Source organism: Methylibium rhizosphaerae (assembly GCF_006386545.1).
Classification (GTDB): Bacteria; Pseudomonadota; Gammaproteobacteria; order Burkholderiales; family Burkholderiaceae_C; genus Pseudorivibacter; species Pseudorivibacter rhizosphaerae.
On sequence record NZ_SWAR01000016.1, the window covers coordinates 41,641 to 65,811 of the forward strand.

Sequence of the window (24,171 nt, forward strand, 5' to 3'; positions counted from 1 at the left end):
TCCACCCAGCCGAACACGAGGACCCGACGCACCATGTCGCTGCCACAAGCCTTGGACAGCCTCCCCGTGCGCCAGGTGGGCGCCGCACTCGCGGTGGGTTCGATCGCCGTGCTGATGATCGGCGTGCAGCCCATCCTGCTGGGCGAGCTGGTCGAGCGCCAGGAGGTCAGCCTCGAAGGTGTGGGCCTGGTGGCCATGGGCGAGATCGTCACGCTCGGCCTGGGCGTGGTGCTGGGCGATGCGGTGCTGCCGGGGGCGCGCCTGCGGCTGGTCACCGTGGTGGCCGCGCTGCTGGCGGCCGCGCTGGACCTGCTCACCACCGCGGCCACCGGTGATGCGCAGATGCTGGGCGTGCGCGCCGCCGCCGGGCTGGCCGAAGGCCTGCTCGTGTGGGGCACCACCGGCGTGGTGGTGCGTTGCGCCAACCCGGGGCGCGTGGGCGGCATCTTCTTCGTGCTGCAGACGCTGGCGCAGGCTGCACTGGGCCTGGCGCTGGCCAATGCGGTGATCCCGCGGTGGGGCTGGCAGGGCGGCTTCGTCACGCTGGCCGGCCTTTGCCTGCTGCCCTGCCTGCTGGCCTTCGTTCAGCCGGCGAGGCTGGCGCCGTTGGCGCCTGCCTCGCAAACCGGCTTCCGCTGGTCGCTGCCGACGCTGCTGCCGCTCACGGCCGTGTTCCTGCAGCTGGCCACGCTCGGGGCGTTCTGGGCCTACCTCGAGCCCTTGGGCAAGGCGGCCGGCCTGCAGGCGCAGGCGGCGCAGTCGCTGGTGGCCGGCGTGCTGGTCATGCAGGTGATCGGCGGCAGTGCCGCTGCCCTCGTGGTGCGGCGCCTGCCGGTGGTGCCGGTTCTGGTGGCGGCATCGGTGGGGCTGGCCGCCGTCACGCTGGCGGTGCAGGCGCTGCCGAGCGGGGCCGCCTTGCAGTTCGTGCTGGCCTGCGCGCTGTTCGGCTTCGTGTGGCTGTTCATGCTGCCCTTCCACATCGGCCTGGCCTTCCGGGCTGACCCGAGCGGGCGCCTGGCGGGCCTGGTGCCGGCGGCGCAGCTGCTGGGCAGCGCCTTCGGGCCGATGGTGGCGTCGTTCATGGTCACCGGCGACGACGCGAGCGCGGTGCCGCTGCTGGCCGCCGGCTTTGCGCTCGCGGCGGCAATGGTGCTGGTGGCGGCGCGGTTCCCGTTGGCAGGCCGTCACGGCCTCACGCCGGGAGACTCGAGCTTCATGCCGGCGGCGCGCCCCGCGAGAAACAGCTCCAGCGACACCAGCTCCGCGGCGCCGAAGGCATAGGGCTCGGCTCGCACCCCGGTCATGCAGTTGCGCAAGCGGCGCTGCAGCGAACCGAGACCCTGCCATTCGAGCCGGTAGATCGGGTAGCCGGTCGGATGCGCCTGCGGGATCAGGCTGCCGGCCAGCCGCTGGCCGGCGTTGCGGTCGTGGCAATGCATGCAGGCGAGGTCGAGCTGGCCGAGGCGGCGGTTGAAGAGGCGCTCGCCTTCGGCACGGGCCGTCTCGAGCCGCCTGTCCTTGGGCAGAGCGATCGGCAGACCTCGCGACTGCAACGCCACATAGGCCTCCAGCGCCAGCAGGTCCCGGCTCTCGAAGGCCGAAGGCGTGCGCCCGGCACGGTGCTGCTGGCAGCTTCGAATGCGCATGGCCAGGTTCACCGGCGTGCCCGTGTCCTTGTCGAAGGCCGGGTGCCGGGCGGCGGCGCCGCGCATGCTGCGGGCCGCGTCTGCATGGCATGAGGCGCAGTCGCGCTGCCACAGCGCTTCGCCTTCGGCCACCCACAGCATCGCCGGGTTCTGCGTGTCGTCCTGCTGCATGGCCTGCAGCGCAGGGCTCATGTCGTGCATGCCGGAGCGGCGGGTGTCTTCATCGCCGCCGGCGGCGGGCCCGGCCAGCAGGGCCGCCAGGGCGCACGTGGCCACCCGCTTCAGGTGACGGTGAACGGGCGGGTTTCGGTCCATGCGAAGCCGTTGTCGCCTTGCCAGGAGAAGCTCAGGGTGCCGCTTTTCGCGGCGCGCAGGTTGAACGCGATGTAGGGGTTGGCCGAGATCGCCGGCGCGAGGTCGGCCGCGAACACCAGCTCGCCATCGAGCCTGCATTCGAAGCGCCGCAGGATGTCGCGCGGCAGCACCTGGCCGCCGTCGCCGACGCGGTAGCCGGTCTCCATGGTGTGGCCGATGAGTGTGCGCAACTCCACCACGTCGCCGCGGCGTGCGGTGGCGGGCAGCGTGATGACGGTGCGTGCGGCGGTGGCCATGGCGCGCCCTCTCGATCATTCGATGCACGCCGCCAGCGTCACCTCGACGCTGACGGTGTGCGACCAGCAGCGGCCGTCGGCGAGTTTCGCCAGGGCCACCAGCTTCTGGGAGGTGGCCAGGCGGATGCGCGTGGCCACGAAAGCGCGGCCGGAGGCCGGCGACAGGGTGAACACGCCGACGTCGTGCTGCGGGTTGCGTTCATTGAAGAGCGCGATCGCGACGACCGCATCGGCGCCCTCGACCGGATGGTCGACGCTCACCGACACCGGCACCGCATTGCCGTTCTCCACCAGCGGCGAGATGTCGAGCCGGACCTTCGGATTCGGCAGCACGGGCGCGCCGCCGGCGAAGGCGCGCACCGCTGCGGCCATGCTTTCGGGCGTGGACCAGGCCGCCGGCACGACGCTGCAGGCCAGCGTGGCGGCAACGATGTTGCGCCGCTTCATCGGGCCGGCTCCCGCAGCGTGCGCAGGAAGGCCACCACGTCTTCGACCTGCTGTGCATCGAGCACCGGCTTGCCGGCCCAGGCCGGCGCCACGCGGTTCAGGCCTTGCGCCGGGTCGTCGGCGGTGGTGGGGTGGTAGCGCGGCATGATGCTCTGCGGGTTGAGCCGGCGTGCATCGGCCACCCGCAGCCTCAGTTGCGCTTCGCTCCAGCGCGAACCTGCCCCGGCCAGGCTGGGTGCCAGCGTGCCCTGGAAGCGCTCTTCCGGAAAGGGGCCGCTGTGACAAAGCAGGCACAGGCCGACCTGCCGGCTGGTCACGATGGCTCGGCCGCGCGCCGCGTCGCCCGGTTGGGACGTCAGCGGCTCGGGCATCGCATCACCCGCCACCACCGCGCCGGCCAGCACCATCGCAAGCCATGCCATCCGCTCAGGCTTTCTTCAGGCTGTGCTTCTTCAGCGGCAGCTCGCGGATGCGCTGGCCGGTGGCCGCGAAGATGGCGTTGAGCACCGCCGGCGCCGCCACCGCGATGGTGGGTTCGCCCACGCCGCCCCAGAAGCCGCCCGAAGGCACGATGACGGTCTCGACCGCCGGCATGTGCTCCATCTGCACCACCGGGTAGCTGCTGAAGTTGTCCTGCTCGATGCGTCCGTCCTTCACGGTGCACTCGCCGAACAGCGCTGCCGACAGGCCGTAGACGAACGAGCCCTCGACCTGCGCCTCGATCTGCTGCGGGTTGACTGCATGTCCGGGGTCGGTGGCCGCGACGATGCGGTGGATCTTCAGCACGCCGTCGTCGCTGACCGATACCTCGGCCACCGCCGCCACGTAGCTGCCGAAGCCCATGGTCTGCGCGAGGCCGCGGTACACGCCGGCGGGTGCCGGCTTGTCCCAGCCTGCGCGTTCGGCCGCCGCATTGAGCACCGCCAGGTGCTTCGGATGGCTGGCCATCAGCTTGCGGCGCAGCGCCAGCGGATCGGTGCGGGTGGCGTGCGCCACCTCGTCGAGGAAGCACTCGAGGTAGATGGTGTTCTGGTTGAGGTTGACCCCGCGCCAGAAGCCCGGCGGCACATGCGGGTTGCGCATTGCGTGGTCCACCAGCAGCGCCGGGAAGCTGTAGCCGATGGAGGCCTCGGGCCCGGGCGGGTTGAGGCCCTGGAACACCACCGGGTCGCGACCATCGCGGATGTTCTGCGGAAAGATGCCGGCCACGATGCTCTGGCCGGAGATGCGCATGTGCAGGCCGGTGATGTTGCCCTGTGCGTCGAGCCCGGCGCGCAGCTTGCACATCGTGATGGGGTGGTAGCGGCCGTGCTGCATGTCTTCTTCGCGCGACCAGATGAGCTTGACCGGCGTGCCCGGCAGCTCCTTCGCGATGGCCACCGCCTGGCGTACCCAGTCGTGCACCGCGCCGCGCCGCCCGAAGCCGCCGCCCAGGTGCAGCTTGTAGACCTCGCACTGCGCCGGCGGCAGCCCCGCGGCTTCGGCGGTGGCCGCGAGCGCGGCTTCGCCGTTCTGCGTGGGCGTCCACACCTCGCAGCGCTGGGGCGTCCAGCGCGCGGTGGCATTCATCGTCTCCATCGTCGCGTGGTTCTGGAAGGGGTACGAATACACCGCCTCGAGGGTGCGGGCGGCGCCGGCCAGCGCGGCCTTCACGTCGCCGACCTGGTTGCCCACCGCGGCCTGCGGCGCGTCGAGCCCTTCCTTCAGCGTGGCGGCGATGTCGGCGCTGGAAACCCTGGCGTTGGGGCCTTCGTCCCATTCGACGGGCAGGGCGTCGAGCGCGGTCTTGGCATGCCACCAGGTGTCGGCCACGACGGCCACGGCGCTGTCGCCCACCGCCACCACCTTCTTGACGCCCGGGCGCCTGGCCACGGCCGCTGCGTCGAAGCTTTTCACCTTGCCGCCGAACACCGGGCAGTCCTTGATGGCCGCGTTGAGCATGCCGGGCAGCCTGAGGTCCATGCCATAGACCTGCTTGCCGGTGAGCTTGTCGAGCGTGTCGAGCCGCTTCACCGGCCTGCCGGCGACCTTCCAGTCCTTCGGGTCCTTGAGCGGCACGTCGGCCGGCGGCGCCAGCCGGGCCGCCGCCGCGGCCACCTTGCCGTAGGTGGTCTTGCGGCCCGAAGGCCCGTGGGTGATCACGCCGTTGGCCACGCTGCATTCGGCGGGCGGCACCTTCCAGCCGTCGGCGGCGGCTTGCACCAGCATCATGCGGGCGGCCGCACCGCCCTTGCGGACATAGTCGTGCGATTCGCGCACGCCGCGGCTGCCGCCGGTGGAGAAGTTGCCCCACACGCGGTTGCGCGCCAGGTTCTGGCCCGGGGTGGGGTATTCGGTGGTGACCTTGGCCCAGTCGCACTCGAGCTCCTCGGCCACCAGCTGCGCCAGGCCGGTGAGCGAGCCCTGGCCCATTTCGGAACGTGCGATGCGCACGATCACGGTGTCGTCGGGCTTGATGACGACCCAGGCGTTCACCTCGACCGGGGTGCCGGCCTGCTGCGCGGCGAGCGGGACATGAAAGCCCAGCGACAGCCCCCCGCCCAAGGCGGTGGAGGTGGCGATGAAGGAGCGGCGGGTCAGCGTGGGGGTGATGGTGTGGTGGTCCATGCGAGCTCCCCTTGCTTCAGTCTTGCGCCGAGGCGATCTTGATCGCGCGGCGCACCCGGTTGTAGGTGCCGCAGCGGCAGATGTTGGTCATTGCCGCGTCGATGTCGGCGTCGGTGGGCTTGGGCTTGTCTTTGAGCAGCGCCGCCGCGGCCATGAGCATGCCGCTCTGGCAGAAGCCGCATTGCGGCACGTCGACCTCGGCCCAGGCCTTCTGCACCGGGTGGCTGCCGTTGCGCGACAGGCCTTCGATCGTGACGATCCTTTCCTTGGCCGACAGCGTGGAAACCGGCCGCACGCAGGAGCGCGTGGCCACGCCGTCGATGTGCACCGTGCAGGCGCCGCAGGCGGCGATGCCGCAGCCGTACTTGGTGCCGGTGAGTCCGAGCTGCTCGCGCAGCACCCACAGCAGGGGAGTGTCGGGTTCCGCAGTGAACTCGCGGACACGACCATTGACATTGAGCCTGGCCATCGCATGCCTCCTTGATTGCGCAACAACGCGAGGCCTGGTGCCTTCTGGTGGCACCTGGCCTTGCACCAACAACAAGCAATGAGCGGGCTGCGAAAGCGCTCGACAACCAACAACCGGCTGCGCGGCCCTTGCGGCCGGTGCAGTGGCACCGGCGTAACCGGCATACGACCCGGGGCCGGGTGGCGAGTTCCGGCGCTCACAAAAAGAAATGCGGCGCCGAAGGCGCCGCATTTCCGCACCAATCTGGACGGATGAACCGGCGGGTTCAGTGCCGGGCCGGCGTGTCGCCGCCCAGCCGGCTCCACAGGTAGCTGAACTCGAGCGCCTGCAGGTGGGCGCGCTGCTCGTTGTCGGCCGCGCCGCCGTGGCCGCCCTCGATGTTCTCGTAATAGAGCACCGGGTGGCCCAGCTCCAGGAGGCGCGCGACCATCTTGCGGGCGTGGCCCGGGTGCACGCGGTCGTCGCGGGTGGAGGTGGTGAAGAGCATGGTCGGATACCGGGCCTCGCGCTTCACGTTCTGGTAGGGGCTGTATCGCGAGATCACCGCCCAGTCGTCCGGCTTGTCTGGGTCGCCGTACTCGGCCATCCAGGAGGCGCCGGCCAGCAGCTTGTGATAGCGACGCATGTCGAGCAGCGGTACCTGGCACACCACCGCGTTGAACAGCTCGGGGCGCTGCATCGCCACGGCGCCGACCAGCAGGCCGCCGTTGCTGCCGCCCTGGATGCCCAGGCGTGCCGGCGAGGTGACGCCGGTGCGCACGAGGTCTTCGGCCACCGCGATGAAGTCGTCGTACGAGCGCTGCTTGTTGGCCTTGATGGCCGACTGGTGCCAGCCCGGGCCGAACTCGCCGCCGCCCCGGATGTTGGCCACCACCAGAACGCCGCCGCGTTCATGCCAGGCGCGGCCGAAGCTGCCCGAATACCAGGGCTGCAGCGACACCTCGAAGCCGCCGTAGCCGTACAGCAGCGTCGGGTTGCTGCCGTCGGGCCTGGCGCCTTGCGGCCAGATCACGAAGTAGGGCACGCGCGTGCCGTCCTTCGAGGTGGCAAAGCGCTGCTCGGCGCGTGCACCGGAGGCGTCGAACTGCGGCGGGCGCTGCTTGAGCAGCTGACGCTGGTTGTTGCCGGTGCCGCCCAGGTAGAGCGAGTCGGGCGTGAGGAAGTCGGTGTAGGTGAGCAGGTAGCGCTCGGCCAGCGGGTCGGCCTTGAGCGCAGGGTCGTGCAGGCTGGCCACGCCGATGTTGCCGGGGAAGGGCGCCTCGACCGTGCGGCGCTGCCAGCGGCCCTGCACATGGCGCACTTCCTCGAGGCGGTTGGCCACGTTGTCGAGGATGTTGAGCAGGATGGTCGAGCGGGTGGCGGTGTAGCTTTCGAGCGAGCGGGTGGCAGTGGGCTCGAACAGCAGCTCCAGGCGCTGCTGCCCGCGCAGGTAGGCGTCGGCACGCGCCACCAGCAGCGAGCCGGCGGCGAACCGCTGCTCGCCCTGCCGCAGTTCGCTGCGCAGCGACATCAGCAGCCAGGGGCCGTGGAAGGCGATGCCGGCGTCGTCCGGCTTGGCGATGCGCACCAGCTGCCGGCCCTTGAGCAGGAAGCTCTCGGTCGTGTAGAAGTCGATCGCCCGGGTGAACACCGTGCGGTGGTAGCCCACCGTCGGGTCGACGCTGACGCCGGCGGAGACGTCGGTCTGCCGGGCCTCGAACACGGTGGGCGCCTGCGCCAGCGGGGTGCCGCGCTTCCACTGCCTGATGACGCGCGGGTAGCCCGAGTCGGTGAGCGAGCCGGGGCCGAAGTCGCTGCCGATGTAGACGGTGTCCTGGTCGATCCACTCGATGTCGGTCTTGGCCTCGGGCACGGCAAAGCCGCCGTCGACGAAACGCCTGGTCCTGAGGTCGAACTCGCGCACCACCTTCGCGTCGGCGCCGCCGCGTGACAGCGACACCAGGCAGCGTTCATAGTCCGGCGCCAGGCAGGTGGCACCGCCCCAGACCCAGTTCTCCTTCTCCGCGGCACCGAGCGCGTCGAGGTCGAGCACGCTTTCCCAGGCCGGCTGCGGCTTGGCGTATTCGTCGAGCGTGGCCCGGCGCCACAGGCCGCGCTTGTTGGTGCTGTCCTGCCAGAGGTTGTAGACGTGCCCGCCGATGCGCCGCACGTACGGGATGCGGTCACGCGCGTTCAGCACGGCCAGCAGCGCCGCCTTGGTCGGCGCGTAGTCGGGGCGCGCCATCAGTGCGGCCTGGGATGACGCGTTGCGCTCCTTCACCCAGGCGAGGGCACGCTCGCCCTGCACCTCCTCGAGCCACTGGTAGGGGTCGGCCTCGGCAGGCGGCGGCGCAGAAGAAGAAACGGCGGGGTTGGCGAAACTCATGGCGTAGGTGGCGATCAGAGCAGCCGCGCAGATCGTGCGGGCCAGGCGGTTTTGCATGCAGGCTCCTCGTGGGAAGCCCGCATGATAGGCAAGACGGGGGCGCCGCACAGCCTGCGCCGGCCGGCCGCCGGGCCGGTTCGTCCGTGCAAGATGGGCGGCATACAATCCGCCGTTTGTTTCCAGCAACGTTTGAAGGATCGAGACGTGTTCATTTCCAACGCGTTCGCGCAGGCTGCCCCGGCAGCCGCCACCAGCGGTACCGACGGCCTCCTGGGCATGCTGCCGCTGCTGCTGATGTTCGTGGTGCTGTACTTCGTGATGATCCGTCCGCAGATGAAGCGCCAGAAGGAAACCAAGGCCATGATCGAAGCCCTGGCCAAGGGTGACGAGGTGGTCACCGCCGGCGGCCTGCTGGGCAAGATCACCAAGCTGGGCGACGCCTACCTGTACATCGAGGTGGCCAACGGCGTCGAGCTGCAGGTGCAGCGCGGCGCGGTGGTCCAGGTGCTGCCCAAGGGCACGCTGAAGTAAGCGCGTCCCTCCTGATCCCGTTCATCGCAAGCCGCGGCCGTCACCGCTGACGCCGCGGCTTTGTTTCTAGTTCCGGTTCGACCTAGGACTCCCTCATGAACCGCTATCCCTGGTGGAAGTACGCGATCATCGTCGTCGCGCTGCTGATCGGCACGATCTACACGCTGCCCAACTTCTTCGGCGAGGCGCCGGCGGTGCAGGTGTCCAGCGGCAAGGCGACCATCAAGGTCGGCCCTGACGCGGTGGGTCGCGTCGAGGCCGCGCTCAAGCAGGCCGGCCTGACGCCCGACTTCGTGCAGTTCGACGGCAACTCCGTCAAGGCCCGCTTCGGCGACATCGACACGCAGACCAAGGCGCGCGACGCGCTGCTGCGCGCGTTCAACCCGAACCCGGCCGATCCCGGCTACATCGTGGCGCTCAACCTGCTGCCGCGCTCGCCCGCCTGGCTGACCCGCCTGCATGCGCTGCCCATGTACCTGGGCCTCGACCTGCGCGGCGGCGTGCACTTCCTGATGCAGGTCGACATGAAGGCGGCCATCACCAAGCGTGCCGAGTCGGTGGCGGGCGACGTACGCACCGCGCTGCGCGAGAAGAACATCCGCCACGCCGGCATCGCGCGCAACGGCAACGAGGTCGAGGTGCGTTTCCGGGACCGCGAGACGCTCACCGCGGCGCTGGCCGTGCTCAACGAGCAGCAGCCCGACATGCTGTGGGTGGAAGGTGCCGACGGGGCCGACCTGCGCCTCACCGGCTCGCTCAAGCCCGAGGCGGCGCGGGCGGTGCAGGACCAGGCGCTGAAGCAGAACATCACCACGCTGCACAACCGCATCAACGAACTCGGCGTCGCCGAGCCGGTGATCCAGCAGCAGGGCGCCGACCGCGTGGTGGTGCAGCTGCCGGGCGTGCAGGATCCGGCCAAGGCCAAGGACATCATCGGCCGCACCGCCACGCTGGAAGTGCGCATGGTCGAGGCGCACCTCAACTCCGATCCGCAGGTGCGCGACTACAACCCGACCAAGATCGAGGACGCCACCAAGGGCATGGTGCCGCCGGGCACCGAGCTGCTGTACTCGCGCCGCGACGGCCGCGGCGAGGAGCCGCTGCTGCTGTCGAAGCAGGTGATCTTCACCGGCGACAACCTGACCGGCGCCGACGCCACCATCGACCAGCAGAACTCCGGCTCGGTGGTCAGCGTCACGCTCGACGCCAAGGGCGGCGCCGCCATGAAGGCGGCCACCCGCGAGGGCGTGAAGCGCCGCATGGCGGTGGTGCTGATCGAAAAGGGCAAGCCGGAGGTGCTGACGGCGCCGACCATCCAGACGGAGCTGTCCAACCGCTTCCAGATCACCGGCATGCGCAGCCCCGAGGAAGCCAACGACCTGGCGCTGCTCATGCGGGCCGGCTCGCTGGCCGCCCCGATGGACATCATCGAAGAACGCACCATCGGCCCGAGCCTGGGCGCCGAGAACATTGCCAAGGGCTTCGACAGCGTGCTGTACGGCTTCATCGCGATCGCGGTGTTCATGTGCGCCTACTACCTGCTGTTCGGGCTGTTCTCGACCGTCGCGCTGGGGGTGAACCTGCTGTTCCTGGTGGCCATCCTGTCGATGATGCAGGCCACGCTCACGCTGCCCGGCATGGCGGCCATCGCGCTGGTGCTGGGCATGGCCATCGATTCCAACGTGCTGATCAACGAACGGGTGCGTGAAGAGCTGCGCTCGGGCGCCTCGCCGCAGGCGGCCATCAGTGCCGGCTACGAGCGCGCCTGGGGCACCATCCTCGACTCCAACGTGACCACGCTGATCGCCGGCCTCGCGCTGCTGGCCTTCGGCTCCGGCCCGGTGCGCGGCTTCGCGATCGTGCACTGCCTGGGCATCCTCACCTCCATGTTCTCGGCCGTGTTCTTCTCGCGCGGCCTGGTGAACCTGTGGTACGGGCGCCAGAAGAAGCTCAAGTCGGTGTCGATCGGCCAGGTGTGGAAGCCCGACACCGAACCGACCGCCAAGGCCTGACGCAGGCTCCGCGAGCACAACGACTCAGAGGACTCAGATGGAATTCTTCCGGATCAAGCGCGACATCCCGTTCATGCGGCACGCGCTGGTGTTCAACGTCATCTCGTTCGTCACGTTCGCCGCGGCGGTGTTCTTCCTGGTCACGCGCGGCCTGCATTTCTCGATCGAGTTCACCGGCGGCACGGTCATCGAGGTGGCCTACGCGCAGCCGGCCGACGTCGGTCGCGCCCGCCACGCGGTGGAGTCGCTCAACTTCGGTGAAGTGCAGGTGCAGAACTTCGGCAGCTCGCGCGACGTGCTGATCCGCCTGCCGCTGCGCGGCGATGTGAAGCAGGCCGACGTGGTGGCCCGGGTGTTCGACACGCTGTGCCAGGCCGAGTCGGGCAAGGTGGTGCAGCGCCAGCTGGTCACCGACAAGGGCGAGGCCGTCTCCAAGCAGGTCTGCGAGGCCGCCGGCGGCGAGCCGGTGCGCCTGTCGCGCAGCGAATTCGTCGGCCCCCAGGTCGGCGACGAGCTGGCACGCGACGGCGCCCTCGCGCTGGCCATGACCGTGATCGGCATCATGATCTACCTGGCCTTCCGCTTCGAGTGGAAGTTCGCGGTGGCCGGCATCATCGCCAACCTCCACGACGTGGTGATCATCCTGGGCTTCTTCGCCTTCTTCCAGTGGGAGTTCTCGCTCTCGGTGCTGGCGGCGGTGCTGGCGGTGCTGGGGTACTCGGTCAACGAGTCGGTGGTGATCTTCGACCGGATCCGCGAGGCCTTCCGCAAGTACCGCAAGATGAGCACGCACGAGGTGATCGACCATGCCATCACCTCGACGATGAGCCGCACCATCATCACCCACGGCTCCACCCAGATGATGGTGCTGTCGATGCTGGTCTTCGGCGGCCCGACGCTGCACTACTTCGCCATTGCGCTGACCATCGGCATCTGCTTCGGCATCTATTCGTCGGTGTTCGTGGCGGCGGCCATCGCGATGTGGCTGGGTGTCAAGCGCGAAGACCTCGTGAAGGCCCCCGTGCGCAAGGAAGGCGATCCTGACGACCCCAACGCCGGGGCGGTGGTGTAGAGTTGACCGGCATTCACTACCGATCGAGTTCGCATCGCCCCTCTCATGGCGACCACTGCCAACCCTCAGGCTCTGGCCGCGCAGGCACGACGCGCCTATGTGGAATTCCTGCTCCAGGGCGTGGCGCAGGTGGGCAATGCGGTGGTCGAAGGCGCGCGGCTGCTGGCCAACCAGACCACTGATCCTGAAACCGGCATCAAGCGCCGCAACGTCGCGATCGACCTGCCCAAGGCGAGCGCACGCTGGCAGAACGCAATGATCACCGCCCTGCGCGGCGCCGGTTTCGCGCTCACCGCGGGCGGCCGCACGGCCGCCGAGGCGAACCCTCCGCGCAGCAGCGGGCTGTCTTCCGGCGGTGACTTTTCGCTGGTGGACGACGACACCATCGAGCGGGAGATCCTGAGTTCCCGCCTGGCGCTCGCGATGATGGACAAGGCGTCCTGGGAGTTCACCGACCTTCGCTCGCGCATGTCGGTGCTCGAGCAGCGCGACGAGCTCGAGCCCCAGGACGTATTGCGGCCCCATGTGCTGGCGCGGTTCGTCCTCGACGCCTGGCGCAGCGCCGGCCTCACGCTCGACGCCTGGCGCACGCTGCAGCCGTCGCTGCACGAGGAATTCGCGCACTTCGTCGAAGAGGCCTATCACGAGACCAACCGCTGGCTCGTGAACCACGGCGTGCGACCCGAGATCGACCTGCGGCCCTTCATCCGCCGCAGCCGCAGTGCTGCCGGCGGACATGCGGGCAGCGGCAACACGCCGCTGGGCAGCGGCCCGGGCGGTGGCGCCACGCTGAGCGCGGGACTCTCGCGCCACACGGTCGGCGAGGAGACCCGGCTGATGACCCGGGCGGCCGGCCTGGCCCGTACTTCCGAACACGCCGAGGCGGTGCTCGGGCGGCTGAACCGCCTGATCGGCCGGCACGTGCCGGAGTTCAGCTCGTCGACCGTGATCCAGCCGCAGCCCTCGCCGGGGCTCAAGGCCGCCATCAACGAGGCGCAGCAGAGCCTGCACCAGCGCCTCGCGCCCTCGCCCGGCAAGGAGGCCGGCGGCCCGGTCAGCACCCCGGCGCTCCTGCAGGAGCTGCAGGTGCGCAAGCAGGCGCTGAAGCAGGCGGCCACCACACCCATCGAACGCGCCACGATCGAGATCGTGGCCCTGCTGTTCCAGAGCATCCTCACCGAAGAGCGGATCCCGGCAGCGGTGCGCGTGTGGTTCGCCCGCCTGCAGATGCCGGTGCTGCGAGTGGCCATCAGCGAGCCCGACTTCTTTGCCACCACCGACCATCCGGCGCGCAAGCTGATCGACCGGATGGGGGCCTGCGTGATGGGTTTCGACGTCACCACCCGCGCGGTGGGCGACGCACTCGAGAAGGAAATCAAGCGGGTCGTGCAGGTGGTCGAGGCCTACCCGGACACAGGCCGCCGCGTGTTCCAGACCGTGCTGACCGAGTTCGAGCGGTTTCTCGAGCACTACTTCAAGAACGAGAACGAGGCCACGCGCAAGGGCGTGTCGCTGGCCCAGCAGGTCGAGCAGCGCGAAACGCTGGCCATCCAGTACACGATCGAGCTGCGCAAGATGCTCAACGAAGTGCCGGTGCAGGAGGGCGTGCGCGAGTTCCTGTTCCACGTCTGGGCCGACGTGCTGGCCATGACCGGCGTCAAGTCGGGCCCTGCCAGCGAGCAGACCAAGGTGATGAAGCGGGCCGCCGCCGACCTCATCTGGTCGGCCAGCGCCAAGGTGTCACGCGAGGAGCGGGCCGAGGTCATTCGCCGGCTGCCGCCTCTGCTGAAGACGCTGCGCGAGGGCATGGCGCAGGCCGGCATCACGCTGGAAAAGCAGGACCAGCACATCCAGGCCCTGAACAATTCACTGGCTGCCGCGTTCACCGCGAAGGCAGCGACCATCCCGACCGAGCGGCTGAACGAGCTGATGGCCAGGCTCGAAACGCTGGAGGAACTGCTGCCCGAGGCCGAGGACGTGCAGATCGACGAGTCGATGGTCCTGGACCTGTCGGGCCATGAGTCGTCCGAACTCGAAGTGGTCGGTGAGGGCGGTTCGATGCCCACGCCGGCGATGCTCACCTGGGCGCGCGAGCTGCAGGTCGGCAGCTGGTACAAGCTCGACTACCGTGGTCGCAACGAGCCGGTGCAGTTGGCCTGGCAGGGCTTGCGCAAGCAGCTCACGCTGTTCGTCACGCCGGCCGGCCGTGGGGTGCTGTTCCAGCAGCACCGCCTGGCCGCCTTCCTGCAGGCTGGCCTGCTGGTGCCCGCGCAGGACGAAGCCCTCACCGTGCGAGCCACGCGCAGCGCGCTGGCGAAGCTCGACGTCGACCCGAGCCGGCTCATCCACTGACCGGCCGACAGGAAGCAAAACGGCCACCGAAGGTGGCCGTCGTCGTTTGCGGTGAAGCGCGTAGGCGCGTCAGTGGATCAGGCGGTCGGCTGCGTCGACGAACAGCTCGTCGAGGATGAGTGCGTCGGGCTCCTCGCCCAGGCTCCAGAACACCATCAGCACGATGATCTTCAGATCTTCGAGTGGCACCGGGCCGCCCGGGATGGCCATGGCGCGGTCTACCACGATCTCGCGCATCGGCGGGCGCAGTACGCCGGCCGATTCGAGGAAGCTGATGAAGCCGACCGATTCGTCACCCAGGTGATCCTGCTCGGCCAGCGTGTAGACACGAAGGCTGTCGGCGCCCTGGATGCCGTCGTGCGACTCGGCCGCACTGGCCAGACCGTCGAGCCACGAAAGGGCTTCCTGGATCTCGTCGCTTTCGAACCCGACGGCTGACAGCTTGCGCGTCAGCTGTGCGTGGTCGGGACAGGCGTCGGGACGCCAGTAGTTTTCGTACAGGTAGACGAGTACGTCAAACATGATGCGGGCCACTATACCCGAGGGTCGCTGGCCGGCGGCGGGAAAAAGTAAGGCTTTGCGCGCGGGTATCGGTGGGGCTTTTCAGCCTTGCGCCAGACGCTGAAACAGCTGCCCCGGCAGACGGGCCACCTGCCCCGCAAGCTCGAGTTCGAGCAGGCGCGCACTCAGCTCGGACGGCGCATATCCGGTGCGGGCGCACAGTGCGTCGAGGCTGGTTGGGTCATATCCCAGCGCGGCAAGGACCGGGTCGCGCGCGGCTGCGGTGGTCGTGCCGCCCGCAGCCGGCTCCTCCGCGGCAGACGGCCAGTGGAGTTCTTCCAGCACGTCCTGCGCACTGTCGACGAGCTTGGCCCCTTGCTTGATGAGCGCGTGGCAGCCGCGCGATTGGGGCGAGTGGATCGAGCCCGGAATCGCGAAGACCTCGCGGCTCATCTCGACAGCCAGCCGTGCGGTGATGAGCGAGCCCGACTGCAGCGCCGCTTCCACCACCAGCGTGCCGCCGGCCAGCCCCGCGATGATGCGGTTGCGTTTCGGGAAATTGGGCGGCAGCGGCGGCATGCCCAGCGGGTACTCGCTCACCAGGGCGCCGTTGCGGGAGATGCGATGAGCCAGTTCGTGGTGCCGCTTCGGGTACACGCGGTCGAGCCCCGTGCCCACCACCGCGATCGTGCCGCCCGGGCCACACACGCCGCCTTCGTGCGCGGCGCCGTCGATGCCGAGGGCCAGGCCCGAGACCACGGTGAGGCCGGCCTGGCTGAACGTGGCGGCGAATGCTCGGGCGTTGTCGGCGCCCTGCGGCGTCGGATTGCGGCTGCCCACGATCGCGATGCAGGGCCGGCGAAGGAAGCCGGCGTCGCCCATCACGTAAAGCATCAATGGCGGGTCGGCGGTTTCCAGCAGCGCCGACGGATACGCAGGGTCCCCCAGGGTCAGGACCGTGCGGTCGTCGCCCGCTTGCAGCCAGCCCCAGGTTTTCTCGAGCTGTGCCGCAAATGACTCGGGCAGCTGCCGCAGGGCACTGGCTTCAGCGGGGCTCGCCAGCTCACGCAGCGCTGAGGGCTCGGCTTCGAAGATCCCCTGCGGTGACCCGAACGCCGCCAGCAGCCTGCGGGCGGCAACGGGGCCGATCTGAGCGGTCTCGGCCAGCCGCAGCCAGGCCGCCAGCTCGTCGCGCTCGATCACCGGCGAGCAGCGGGTTCAGGGCTGCGTGAAGCGGTCGCCCACGCGCACCGGGTCTTGCGAAGACAGGATGAGCGCGTACGACATGCGGTCGAACACCCTGAACACGAACAGCAGGCCGTGCCGCTCGTCGGGCAGCTTGATGGCCACCGGCCGCTCCTGGGTCTTGTCGAGCGTGCTGCTGCCATCGCGCCACAGCGCCAGGACGTGGCCGCGCTCCATGCCGTCACGCGCGCCCTTGTTGAGGGCGACGATCTGGTTCTGGCCGGCCGACAGCGCTTCGCCGTACAGCGAGGCGATCTGCCCGGCCATCTGACCGGACGGCGCATGGGGCACGTAGTTGCTGAAGTCGCGCGCCGGCACCGGGGCGAGGCGGTCACCCACATTGGCTTCCTGGCGGATGCCGGTGATCGTGAACGTGGCCGGGATGATTTCGGTCGTGCCGCCGACGTTGCGGGTATCGCCAGGGCGGACGTATTCGGCCGTGCCGACGTAGGCGGCCTCGTAGCCGAGGACCTCACGCGTGGTCGGGTCGGTCAGCGGCTTGGCTGAGCGGAACACGCGCCACTCGCGCAGGTTGCTCAGCTCGCCTCGCACGTAGGCGGTGTCGCCCTTGCTCAGCAGCACGCGGCCTTCCTGGGTGGCCACGATGCGGGGCGCGCGCTCGAGCTCGTTGTTCTCGAAGATCACCGCTTCGTTGAGGAAGGGCTCGATCAGGTGCAGCGGGATCGATGCAATGGCGCCGTTGTCGATGCTTTCGCCGCGCACGCGTGGCGACACACGCACGGTGCCGTCCGGCCCGACGGGCTGGCCGACCCGCAGGCGGGCGCGGTCGCCCGACTTTTCGAGCACGAGGATCTGGCCGGGGAAGATGAGGTGCGGGTTGCGCACCTGGTCCATGTTCATGCCCCACAACTCGGGCCAGCGCCAGGGGCTCTTGAGGAACAGGCCGGAGATGCCCCAGAGCGTGTCGCCGCGCTTGACGGTGTAGGAATCCGGGGCGTTGGGCGACAGCTCCGACAGCGGCACGCCGGCTTGCGCGACCTGTTGCGCCGTGGCGCGCTGGCCGGGCGTGATGGGCAGGTTGGGGAAGGTCTGGGCAAGCGCAGTGCCTGCACCGAGGGTCCCGAGGGCCGCCAACGCGGCAACCCGCAGCGTCAAGGCGCCCGACAACAGGCGGGCAGGGCGGGTGGCTTGCGGGGCACGACGGGTCATGGAAGCGGTCTCCAAGCGGCGCCGGTGCGACAATTCCCAACGCCCTGTGGTTGATAGGGGGTCCTCGTGCGTGGCCTTGCAGCTTCGCCGAAAATCCTCACTTAGTTTCACAGATTCTGCCCATAAACCATTGATGCCGCAATGAAATTGGCCTCAGGTATCCGGCTCCCGATGAGTCGAAACCGTGGCTTTCGTTGCGCGCCATCCACAGTCTTGACACCCATAGGCCCCGTGGATGGCTTCTCGCTTTTCGATCGATCGCCATGGCTTTGCTGAACATCCTCCGCTATCCCGACCCTCGCCTGCATACCGTTGCCAAGCCGGTGGCCGAGGTCGACGAACGCATCCGTCAGTTGGTGGACGATATGTTCGAGACGATGTACGACGCCCAGGGGGTCGGCCTCGCCGCGACCCAGGTCGACGTCCATGAGCGGGTGATCGTGATCGACACCTCCGAAGAGCGCAACGAGCCGCGTGTGCTCATCAACCCGGAGATCGTCTGGGCCAGCGATGAAATGACGATGGGCGATGAAGGTTGTCTATCGGTGCCCCAGGTGTACGACAAGGTCAAGCGCCACGCCCGCGTGACGGTCAAGGCGCTCGGCCGCGACGGCCAGATCCACCAGTTCGAGGCCGACGGCCTGCTGGCGGTGTGCGTGCAGCACGAGATGGACCACCTGATGGGCAAGGTGTTCGTCGAATACCTCTCGCCGCTCAAGCGGGACCGCATCAAGACCAAGATGCTTAAGAAGACGCGCGACGAAGTGCGCGCGCTCTGACCCGATGAAAGTCGCCTTCGCCGGGACACCCGAGTTCGCCCGGGTGGCGCTGGAGCGGCTGCATGCGGCCGGTTTCGACATCAAGTTGGTGCTCACCCAGCCGGACAGGCCGGCTGGGCGCGGCATGAAGTTGCAGGCTTCGCCGGTGAAGGAGTTCGCCCTCGAGCTCGGCGTGCCGGTGGTTCAGCCGCGCAGCTTGCGGCAGGACGGCAAGTATCCCGAGGACGCGGCCACGGCGCGGGCAGCGCTCGAGGGGGCCCGGATCGACGTGATGGTGGTTGCCGCCTATGGGCTGATCCTGCCGCGCTGGGTGCTGCAGCTGCCTCGGCTCGGCTGCCTGAACATCCATGCGTCGCTGCTGCCGCGCTGGCGCGGTGCCGCGCCGATTCACCGCGCCATCGAAGCGGGCGATGTGCAAACCGGCATCACGATCATGCAGATGGACGAAGGGCTGGATACCGGCGACATGCTGCTGGTCGAGCCGCAGGCCATCCAGCCGCGCGACACCACCGCCACCCTGCACGACCGGCTCGCGGCGCTGGGCGGGCGGCTGATCGTCGAGGCGCTGGAGCTCGCGGCCTGCGGCGGACTTCGCGCCACCAGGCAGCCGCAGGCCGGCGTCACCTATGCACACAAGGTCGAGAAGTCGGAGGCCGCGATCGACTGGCGAGCCCCCGCCGGCCAGATAGAGCGTCGGGTGCGGGCCTTCGATCCCTTCCCGGGTGCCAACTTTGCGCTGGGCGAGCAGACGATCAAGCTCTGGCGGGCCGAGCCCGTCGATGCGCAAGGCGCGCCGGGCGTGGTGCTGCAGGCCAGCGACGGCCGCCTGGTCGTCGCTTGTGGCGAAGGGGCGCTGGCGCTCACTCAGCTGCAAAGGCCCGGCGGCAAACGCGTCAGTGCCGCCGAATTCCTCCAGGCTGCGCCGGTGGCAGCCGGCACGCAGCTCTGCGGCGTCGCCGGTTGAACTCCCGCGGCGCAGCCGCATCTACCTGCCGCAACCCCGGGCAGGGGTACGAAAGGAAACCGACGATGTGGAACCTGATGAAGACCGCCATGCTGATGGCGGCCATCACGGCGCTGTTCATGGCCATCGGCGCCGTCATCGGTGGCCAGAGCGGCATGATGATCGCGCTGGCCGTGGCCGTGGCGATGAACTTCTTCAGCTACTGGTTCAGCGACAAGATGGTGCTGCGCATGTACAACGCGCAGGAAGTCGACGAATCCACGGCGCCGCAGTTCTATCGCATGGTCCGCGAGCTGGCTCAGCGCGCGCAGCTGCCGATGCCGCGCGTCTACCTGATCAACGAGGATGCGCCCAACGCCTTCGCCACCGGCCGCAATCCGCAACACGCGGCCGTGGCCGCCACCACCGGCATCCTGCGCGTGCTCAACGAGCGGGAACTGCGTGGCGTGATGGCGCACGAGCTGGCGCACGTGAAGCATCGCGACATCCTGATCTCCACCATCAGCGCCACCATGGCCGGTGCGATCTCGATGCTGGCGAACTTCGCGATGTTCTTCGGTGGACGTGACGACGAAGGCCGCCCGGCCAATCCGATCGTCGGCATCCTCGTGGCCATCCTGGCGCCCCTGGCTGCCAGCCTGATCCAAATGGCGATCAGCCGCGCGCGCGAGTTCGAGGCCGACCGCGGCGGCGCCGAAATCTCCGGCGACCCGCAGGCTCTGGCGAGCGCACTGCAGAAGATCCACCGCTATGCGCAAGGCATGCCGATGGAGGCGGCGGAGCGCCACCCTGAAACGGCGCAGATGATGATCATGAACCCGCTGTCCGGCGGTGGCCTGCGCGGACTGTTCAGCACCCACCCCTCGACCGAGGAACGGGTCGAGCGCCTGATGGCGATGGCGCGCGGCGCCTGACCGCGGCCACCCCCGCAAACCGGCTCGCCCTGGCGAGCCGGTTTCGTTTCGGGCGCTCAAGTGCTGCCACGGACAGCCGATATCCGCCACAAGACCTTTCGAGCCACACCATGCGCCGCCTGTTCGCCTTGCTTGCCGTTGCCCTTGCCGCCGTCCCGATGGCCGGCTGCGAACTGCTCGGCATCGATTCGCCTGAGAAGGTGGCGGCGTCGAAGGAAGCCGAGGGCAAGGCCATCGGCAGCGCCTGCCGCCACGCGGTGCGGGCCATCGAGGATTGCTACGCCCTCAACCCCAAGGCCCAGAAGGCCGCGGTGTTTGCCGGGTGGCGCGAGATGGACGAATACATGCGCGAGAACAAGCTCGAAGGCGTGGCGCCCACATTGGCGCGCGGTGCCATCAAGGCATCGCCGACTGCCGAGGCGGCCGGCGACGATGCCAAGGCCGAGCGGCCCGCCGGCAAGGCCGGCAGCAAGTCCAGCCGGGCGCACGACGCCTGATCTTCAAGTCGCACTGCGGCTGACGGGCTCTCGCCCGGCGCCGGGGCAGGCACCGGCGCGGTGGGAGAATCCCCCGCATGCCTGCCTCCCTGCGACAGCTCGTTTCCGATCCTGCTTTCCGAAAAGGCGCCCAGGACATGGGGCCCGTCTCTCTCGGACTCGCGGCCTGGGGCCTGGTGACCGGCGTCGCCATGGTGAAAAGCGGCCTGTCTGTGCCGTTGGCGCTCCTGATGAGCTTCACCGTCTTTGCCGGCAGCTCGCAGCTGGCCGCGTTGCCGCTCATGGCGGTGGGCGCGCCGATGTGGGTGGTGTGGGCCACCGCGCTGTGCGTGAACCTGCGCTTCGTGATCTTCAGCGCGGCCTGGCGACCCTACCTGATGCGTTTCCCGCGCCTGCAGCGCATGGCGATCGGCTATTTCGCCGCCGACCTCAACTATGTGATGTTCATGCGGCGCTTCCCCGACGCGCGCGAAGCGCGTGGCGCCGTGGAGTACTACGCCGGCGGCGTGGCGGTGAACTGGGCGGCTTGGCAGGCGAGTTCGGTGACGGGCATCGTGCTCGCCGAAGCCATTCCCACCCAGTGGGGGCTGGGCTTCGCCGGCACGCTCGCGCTTCTCGGGCTCACCTATTCGCTGGTGTCCGACCGTGTCACCGCGCTGGCGGCGGCGGTGGCCGGGGCGGCCGCAGTGGCAGCCTTCGCCCTGCCGCTCAAGCTCAACATCGTGGCAGCCATTGCCGCGGCGGTGTGCATCGGGCTGATGCTCGACGGCACCGGCGGCGGTGCAGCGCGCCGCCTGCAGCAGGCGTTGAGGCGCGAGGCCGGCCGGAAGGGTGACGCGCAGCGGTCCGCGTCGAAGCTGGCCGCTGGAGGCCAGGCATGAACTCCTTCGAAGGCTTCATCACCATCATCGGCCTGGCCGTCGTCACCGTGGTCACGCGCTGCTTCTTCTTCATTTCCGAGCGCGAGCTGGTGCTGCCGCAATGGGTGCAGCGCGGCCTGCGCTACGCGCCGCTGGCCGCGCTGACCGCTGTGGTGGTGCCGGAGATCGTGATGAGCCATGGCGAGCTGATCGACACCTGGCGCGACGCGAGGCTGTTTGCAGCGGCGGCCGCCAGCGCCTATTTCTTCTGGCGGCGCGGCATCCTGGGCACCATCCTCGTCGGCATGGCCGTGCTGTTGCCGCTGCGCCTCGTCTGGGGCTGGTGAGCCGGGCTGATGTCGCCATGTAACTTGGTTACCTTAGAATCGCAACCCTAGTTTCAACCCGACCATGAATGTTCTTCGCTTCTCTGAGCTAGTCGCCCAAGGCAAGGCCGCCGGCCAGCGGGTGTTCATCCGTGCCGACCTCAACGTGCCGCAGGACGATGCCGGCAACATCACCGAAGACACGCGGGTGCGCGCCAGCGTGCCGTGCATCGAGATGGCCCTGAAGGCCGGTGCCGCGGTGATGGTGACCTCGCATCTGGGCCGCCCGACCGAAGGCGAGTTCAAGCCCGAGGACTCCCTGGCTCCGGTGGCCCGGCGCCTGGGCGAGCTGCTGGGGCGCGACGTGCCGCTGGTGGCCAACTGGGTCGATGGCGTGGACGTGAAGCCGGGCTCGGTGGTGCTGCTCGAGAACTGCCGCGTCAACAAGGGCGAGAAGAAGAACAGTGAAGACCTGGCGAAGAAGATGGCCGCGCTGTGCGACATCTTCGTGCACGACGCCTTCGGCACCGCGCACCGCGCCGAAGCCTCGACCTACGGCATCGCGCAATTCGCCAAGGTCGCCTGCGCCGGCCCCTTGCTGGCGGCCGAGATCGACGCGATCAGCAAGGCGCTCGCCAACCCGAAGCGTCCGCTCGCGGCCATCGTCGCCGGCTCGAAGGTGAGCACCAAGCTGACCATCCTGCAGAGCCTGGCCCGGAACGTGGACCAGCTCATCGTGGGCGGCGGCATCGCCAACACCTTCATGCTGGCGGCGGGCCTGAAGATCGGCAAGTCGCTGGCCGAGCCCGACCTCGTGGGCGAGGCCAAGGCCGTGATCGAAGCCATGAAGGCGCGCGGCGCCGCGGTGCCCATTCCGGTGGACGTGGTGGTGGCCAAGGAATTCAAGCCCGATGCCGCTGCCACCGTGAAGGCCGCCACCGACGTGGCCGACGACGACCTCATCCTCGACATCGGGCCGAAGACCTCCGCGGCGCTGGCCGGGCAGCTCAAGGCCGCCGGCACCATCGTGTGGAACGGCCCGGTGGGCGTGTTCGAGTTCGATGCGTTCGCCCACGGCACCGAGACCATTGCCCGCGCCATCGCCGAGTCGAGCGCCTTCAGCATTGCCGGCGGCGGCGACACGCTGGCAGCGATCGCCAAGTACGGCATCGAAAAGGACGTGGGCTACATCTCCACCGGCGGCGGCGCCTTCCTCGAGGTGCTCGAGGGCAAGACGCTGCCGGCCTTCGAGATCCTGCAGCGCCGCGCAGCGTCGTCAGCGGCATAAGCCTTATTCGCGGCCGCGCGGGAAGCGTGCCGCGGGTGTTGAAGAGAATCACGACGGAGACAACAGGAACATCCATGCCTCGCGCTACCAAGATCGTCGCCACCCTCGGCCCCGCCTCCTCCTCCCCCGAAGTCCTCGAACGCATGATCCGCGCCGGCGTCGACGTCGTGCGGCTCAACTTCTCGCACGGCAAGCCGCAGGACCACATCGACCGCGCCACGCTCGTGCGCGAGGCCGGCAAGCGGGCGGGCAAGGAGGTCGCCATCATGGCCGACCTGCAGGGCCCGAAGATCCGCGTGGGCAAGTTCGCGGAAGGCAAGGTGATGCTCGAGCACGGCCAGGAGTTCGTGCTCGACGCGGCGCGCATCGAGCCGGGCGACGTGATGGGTGTGGGCCTCGACTACAAGGAGCTGCCGCGCGACGTGAAGCCCGGCGACACGCTGCTGCTCAACGACGGCCTGATCGTGCTGACGGTCGATCGCGTGGTCGGCGAGGCGGTGCACACCCTGGTCAAGATCGGCGGTGAGCTGTCCAACAACAAGGGCATCAACAAGCAGGGCGGCGGCCTCACTGCGCCGGCGCTGACCTCCAAGGACATGGAGGACATCAAGACCGCGATGAGCTTCCAGTGCGAGTACCTCGCGGTCAGCTTCCCGAAGAACGCCACCGACATGGAGATGGCGCGCCAGCTGGCCAACGTGGCCGGTGAACCGTGGCGGCACAAGCCGGCAATGATCGCCAAGATCGAGCGCAGCGAGGCGATCCCGGTGCTCGAAGGGATCATCAAGGCCAGCGACGGCATCATGGTCGCCCGTGGCGACCTGGCCATCGAAGTCGGCAACGCGGCGGTGCCGGCGCTGCAGAAGCGCATGATCAAGATGGCCCGCGACCTCGACCGCGTCGTGATCACCGCGACGCAGATGATGGAGTCGATGATCGTGAACCCCGTGCCCACCCGTGCCGAGGTGAGCGACGTGGCCAACGCAGTGCTCGACGGCACCGATGCGGTGATGCTGAGCGCCGAAACCGCCGCCGGCCGCTACCCGGTCGAGACGGTGGAGCAGATGGCCGCCATCGCGCTGGAAGCCGAGCGCGCCGAAGACGTGGCGCTCGATGCCGACTTCACCAACAAGCAGTTCGGCCGCATCGACCAGTCCATCGCCATGGGGGCGCTGTTCACCGCCCACCACCTGGGCTGCAAGGCCATCCTGGCGCTCACCGAGTCGGGTTCGACCGCGCTGTGGATGAGCCGCCACAAGATCCACGTGCCGATCTACGGCCTCACCTCGCAGCTGCAGTCGCAGCGCAAGATGGCGCTGTACCGCAACGTGCGGCCGCTGCTGATGCCCTCGTATTCCGACCGCGACGAGGCGCTCAAGCGTGCCGAGGCGCTGCTGGTGGACGCCGGCGTGCTGAAGCCCGGCGACACCTACGCCATCACCTGCGGCGAGCCGATGGGGTACCCCGGCGGCACCAACATGCTGAAGGTGGGCCGCGTCGGCTGACGCGGCTGCC

23 protein-coding genes are annotated in these 24,171 nt (G+C 69.0%); 13 read left to right on the forward strand and 10 right to left on the reverse strand.

What is annotated here, in order from left to right:
* The first annotated feature begins 33 nt into the window (after nt 1-33).
* Complete coding sequence (locus E8D38_RS13245; RefSeq protein WP_246099472.1) at nt 34-1,281, forward strand: MFS transporter; 1,248 nt, start codon at nt 34-36, stop codon at nt 1,279-1,281.
* On the opposite strand, the gene soxA is transcribed toward E8D38_RS13245, so the two are convergent.
* From soxA to E8D38_RS13280, 7 genes are all read right to left on the reverse strand, one after another.
* On the reverse strand, nt 1,185-1,961 hold the full coding sequence (gene soxA, locus E8D38_RS13250; RefSeq protein WP_140631000.1) for a sulfur oxidation c-type cytochrome SoxA: 777 nt from the start codon (nt 1,959-1,961) through the stop codon (nt 1,185-1,187). The two genes, E8D38_RS13245 and soxA, sit on opposite strands and share 97 nt — an antisense overlap.
* Entirely contained in the window at nt 1,928-2,257 is a 330-nt protein-coding gene (soxZ, locus tag E8D38_RS13255; protein ID WP_140631003.1) for a thiosulfate oxidation carrier complex protein SoxZ, read from the reverse strand. Before soxZ ends, soxA begins: the two co-directional genes overlap by 34 nt.
* A 15-nt stretch (nt 2,258-2,272) precedes the next feature.
* On the reverse strand, nt 2,273-2,704 hold the full coding sequence (locus E8D38_RS13260; protein WP_140631006.1) for a thiosulfate oxidation carrier protein SoxY: 432 nt from the start codon (nt 2,702-2,704) through the stop codon (nt 2,273-2,275).
* A complete protein-coding gene (gene soxX, locus E8D38_RS13265; RefSeq protein WP_140631010.1) occupies nt 2,701-3,126 on the reverse strand; it encodes a sulfur oxidation c-type cytochrome SoxX in 426 nt (141 codons plus the stop codon). Before soxX ends, E8D38_RS13260 begins: the two co-directional genes overlap by 4 nt.
* A gap of 4 nt (nt 3,127-3,130) precedes the next feature.
* A complete protein-coding gene (locus E8D38_RS13270; RefSeq protein WP_140631013.1) occupies nt 3,131-5,311 on the reverse strand; it encodes a xanthine dehydrogenase family protein molybdopterin-binding subunit in 2,181 nt (726 codons plus the stop codon).
* 16 nt (nt 5,312-5,327) lie between these two features.
* Nucleotides 5,328-5,780: a (2Fe-2S)-binding protein gene (locus tag E8D38_RS13275; RefSeq protein ID WP_140631015.1), complete on the reverse strand. Its 453-nt coding sequence runs from the start codon at nt 5,778-5,780 to the stop codon at nt 5,328-5,330.
* A gap of 265 nt (nt 5,781-6,045) precedes the next feature.
* Nucleotides 6,046-8,202 carry a prolyl oligopeptidase family serine peptidase gene (locus E8D38_RS13280; RefSeq protein ID WP_140631020.1) on the reverse strand — a complete coding sequence of 719 codons (2,157 nt, stop codon included), beginning with the start codon at nt 8,200-8,202 and terminating at the stop codon, nt 6,046-6,048.
* A 147-nt stretch (nt 8,203-8,349) separates the two neighbouring features.
* Here E8D38_RS13280 and yajC point away from each other — a divergent pair, with 147 nt between their 5' ends.
* The 4 genes from yajC (at nt 8,350) to E8D38_RS13300 (ending at nt 14,112) form a co-directional block, all read left to right on the forward strand.
* Nucleotides 8,350-8,676 (forward strand): preprotein translocase subunit YajC, encoded by a 327-nt coding sequence (gene yajC / locus E8D38_RS13285; RefSeq protein ID WP_140631023.1) that lies wholly within the window; start codon nt 8,350-8,352, stop codon nt 8,674-8,676.
* Nucleotides 8,677-8,771: 95 nt separating this feature from the next.
* Complete coding sequence (gene secD, locus E8D38_RS13290; RefSeq protein WP_140631025.1) at nt 8,772-10,688, forward strand: protein translocase subunit SecD; 1,917 nt, start codon at nt 8,772-8,774, stop codon at nt 10,686-10,688.
* 37 nt (nt 10,689-10,725) lie between these two features.
* Nucleotides 10,726-11,760 carry a protein translocase subunit SecF gene (gene secF / locus E8D38_RS13295; RefSeq protein WP_140631027.1) on the forward strand — a complete coding sequence of 345 codons (1,035 nt, stop codon included), beginning with the start codon at nt 10,726-10,728 and terminating at the stop codon, nt 11,758-11,760.
* A gap of 45 nt (nt 11,761-11,805) precedes the next feature.
* Nucleotides 11,806-14,112: a DUF1631 family protein gene (locus tag E8D38_RS13300; protein WP_140631030.1), complete on the forward strand. Its 2,307-nt coding sequence runs from the start codon at nt 11,806-11,808 to the stop codon at nt 14,110-14,112.
* A 69-nt stretch (nt 14,113-14,181) separates the two neighbouring features.
* Here the strand turns inward: E8D38_RS13300 and E8D38_RS13305 are convergent, their stop codons facing one another.
* The 3 genes from E8D38_RS13305 to E8D38_RS13315 all read right to left on the reverse strand — a co-directional run bounded on the left by E8D38_RS13305 (nt 14,182) and on the right by E8D38_RS13315 (nt 17,028).
* A complete protein-coding gene (locus E8D38_RS13305; protein WP_140631032.1) occupies nt 14,182-14,634 on the reverse strand; it encodes a Smg family protein in 453 nt (150 codons plus the stop codon).
* A gap of 81 nt (nt 14,635-14,715) precedes the next feature.
* Nucleotides 14,716-15,813 carry a DNA-processing protein DprA gene (dprA, locus tag E8D38_RS13310; RefSeq protein ID WP_140631251.1) on the reverse strand — a complete coding sequence of 366 codons (1,098 nt, stop codon included), beginning with the start codon at nt 15,811-15,813 and terminating at the stop codon, nt 14,716-14,718.
* Nucleotides 15,814-15,831: 18 nt separating this feature from the next.
* Nucleotides 15,832-17,028, reverse strand: coding sequence for a LysM peptidoglycan-binding domain-containing protein (locus E8D38_RS13315; protein ID WP_140631034.1), 1,197 nt, complete (start codon nt 17,026-17,028; stop codon nt 15,832-15,834).
* Nucleotides 17,029-17,291: 263 nt separating this feature from the next.
* Between E8D38_RS13315 and def the strand changes: the two genes are divergently transcribed.
* The 8 genes from def to pyk all read left to right on the forward strand — a co-directional run bounded on the left by def (nt 17,292) and on the right by pyk (nt 24,161).
* The gene (gene def / locus E8D38_RS13320) at nt 17,292-17,807 is read left to right on the forward strand and encodes a peptide deformylase (RefSeq protein WP_140631037.1); all 516 of its coding nucleotides are present in this window, start codon (nt 17,292-17,294) and stop codon (nt 17,805-17,807) included.
* A 4-nt stretch (nt 17,808-17,811) separates the two neighbouring features.
* On the forward strand, nt 17,812-18,771 hold the full coding sequence (gene fmt / locus E8D38_RS13325) for a methionyl-tRNA formyltransferase (protein WP_140631042.1): 960 nt from the start codon (nt 17,812-17,814) through the stop codon (nt 18,769-18,771).
* A gap of 65 nt (nt 18,772-18,836) precedes the next feature.
* Nucleotides 18,837-19,685 (forward strand): zinc metalloprotease HtpX, encoded by an 849-nt coding sequence (htpX, locus tag E8D38_RS13330; protein WP_140631045.1) that lies wholly within the window; start codon nt 18,837-18,839, stop codon nt 19,683-19,685.
* 110 nt (nt 19,686-19,795) lie between these two features.
* Entirely contained in the window at nt 19,796-20,182 is a 387-nt protein-coding gene (locus tag E8D38_RS13335) for a hypothetical protein (RefSeq protein WP_140631048.1), read from the forward strand.
* Nucleotides 20,183-20,319: 137 nt separating this feature from the next.
* Nucleotides 20,320-21,063 carry an AzlC family ABC transporter permease gene (locus tag E8D38_RS13340; RefSeq protein ID WP_246099473.1) on the forward strand — a complete coding sequence of 248 codons (744 nt, stop codon included), beginning with the start codon at nt 20,320-20,322 and terminating at the stop codon, nt 21,061-21,063.
* Entirely contained in the window at nt 21,060-21,389 is a 330-nt protein-coding gene (locus E8D38_RS13345; protein WP_140631056.1) for an AzlD domain-containing protein, read from the forward strand. Before E8D38_RS13340 ends, E8D38_RS13345 begins: the two co-directional genes overlap by 4 nt.
* A gap of 64 nt (nt 21,390-21,453) precedes the next feature.
* Complete coding sequence (locus E8D38_RS13350; protein ID WP_140631060.1) at nt 21,454-22,656, forward strand: phosphoglycerate kinase; 1,203 nt, start codon at nt 21,454-21,456, stop codon at nt 22,654-22,656.
* Between the two features lie 74 nt (nt 22,657-22,730).
* Nucleotides 22,731-24,161, forward strand: coding sequence for a pyruvate kinase (gene pyk / locus E8D38_RS13355; RefSeq protein WP_140631063.1), 1,431 nt, complete (start codon nt 22,731-22,733; stop codon nt 24,159-24,161).
* The last annotated feature ends 10 nt before the right edge of the window (nt 24,162-24,171 follow it).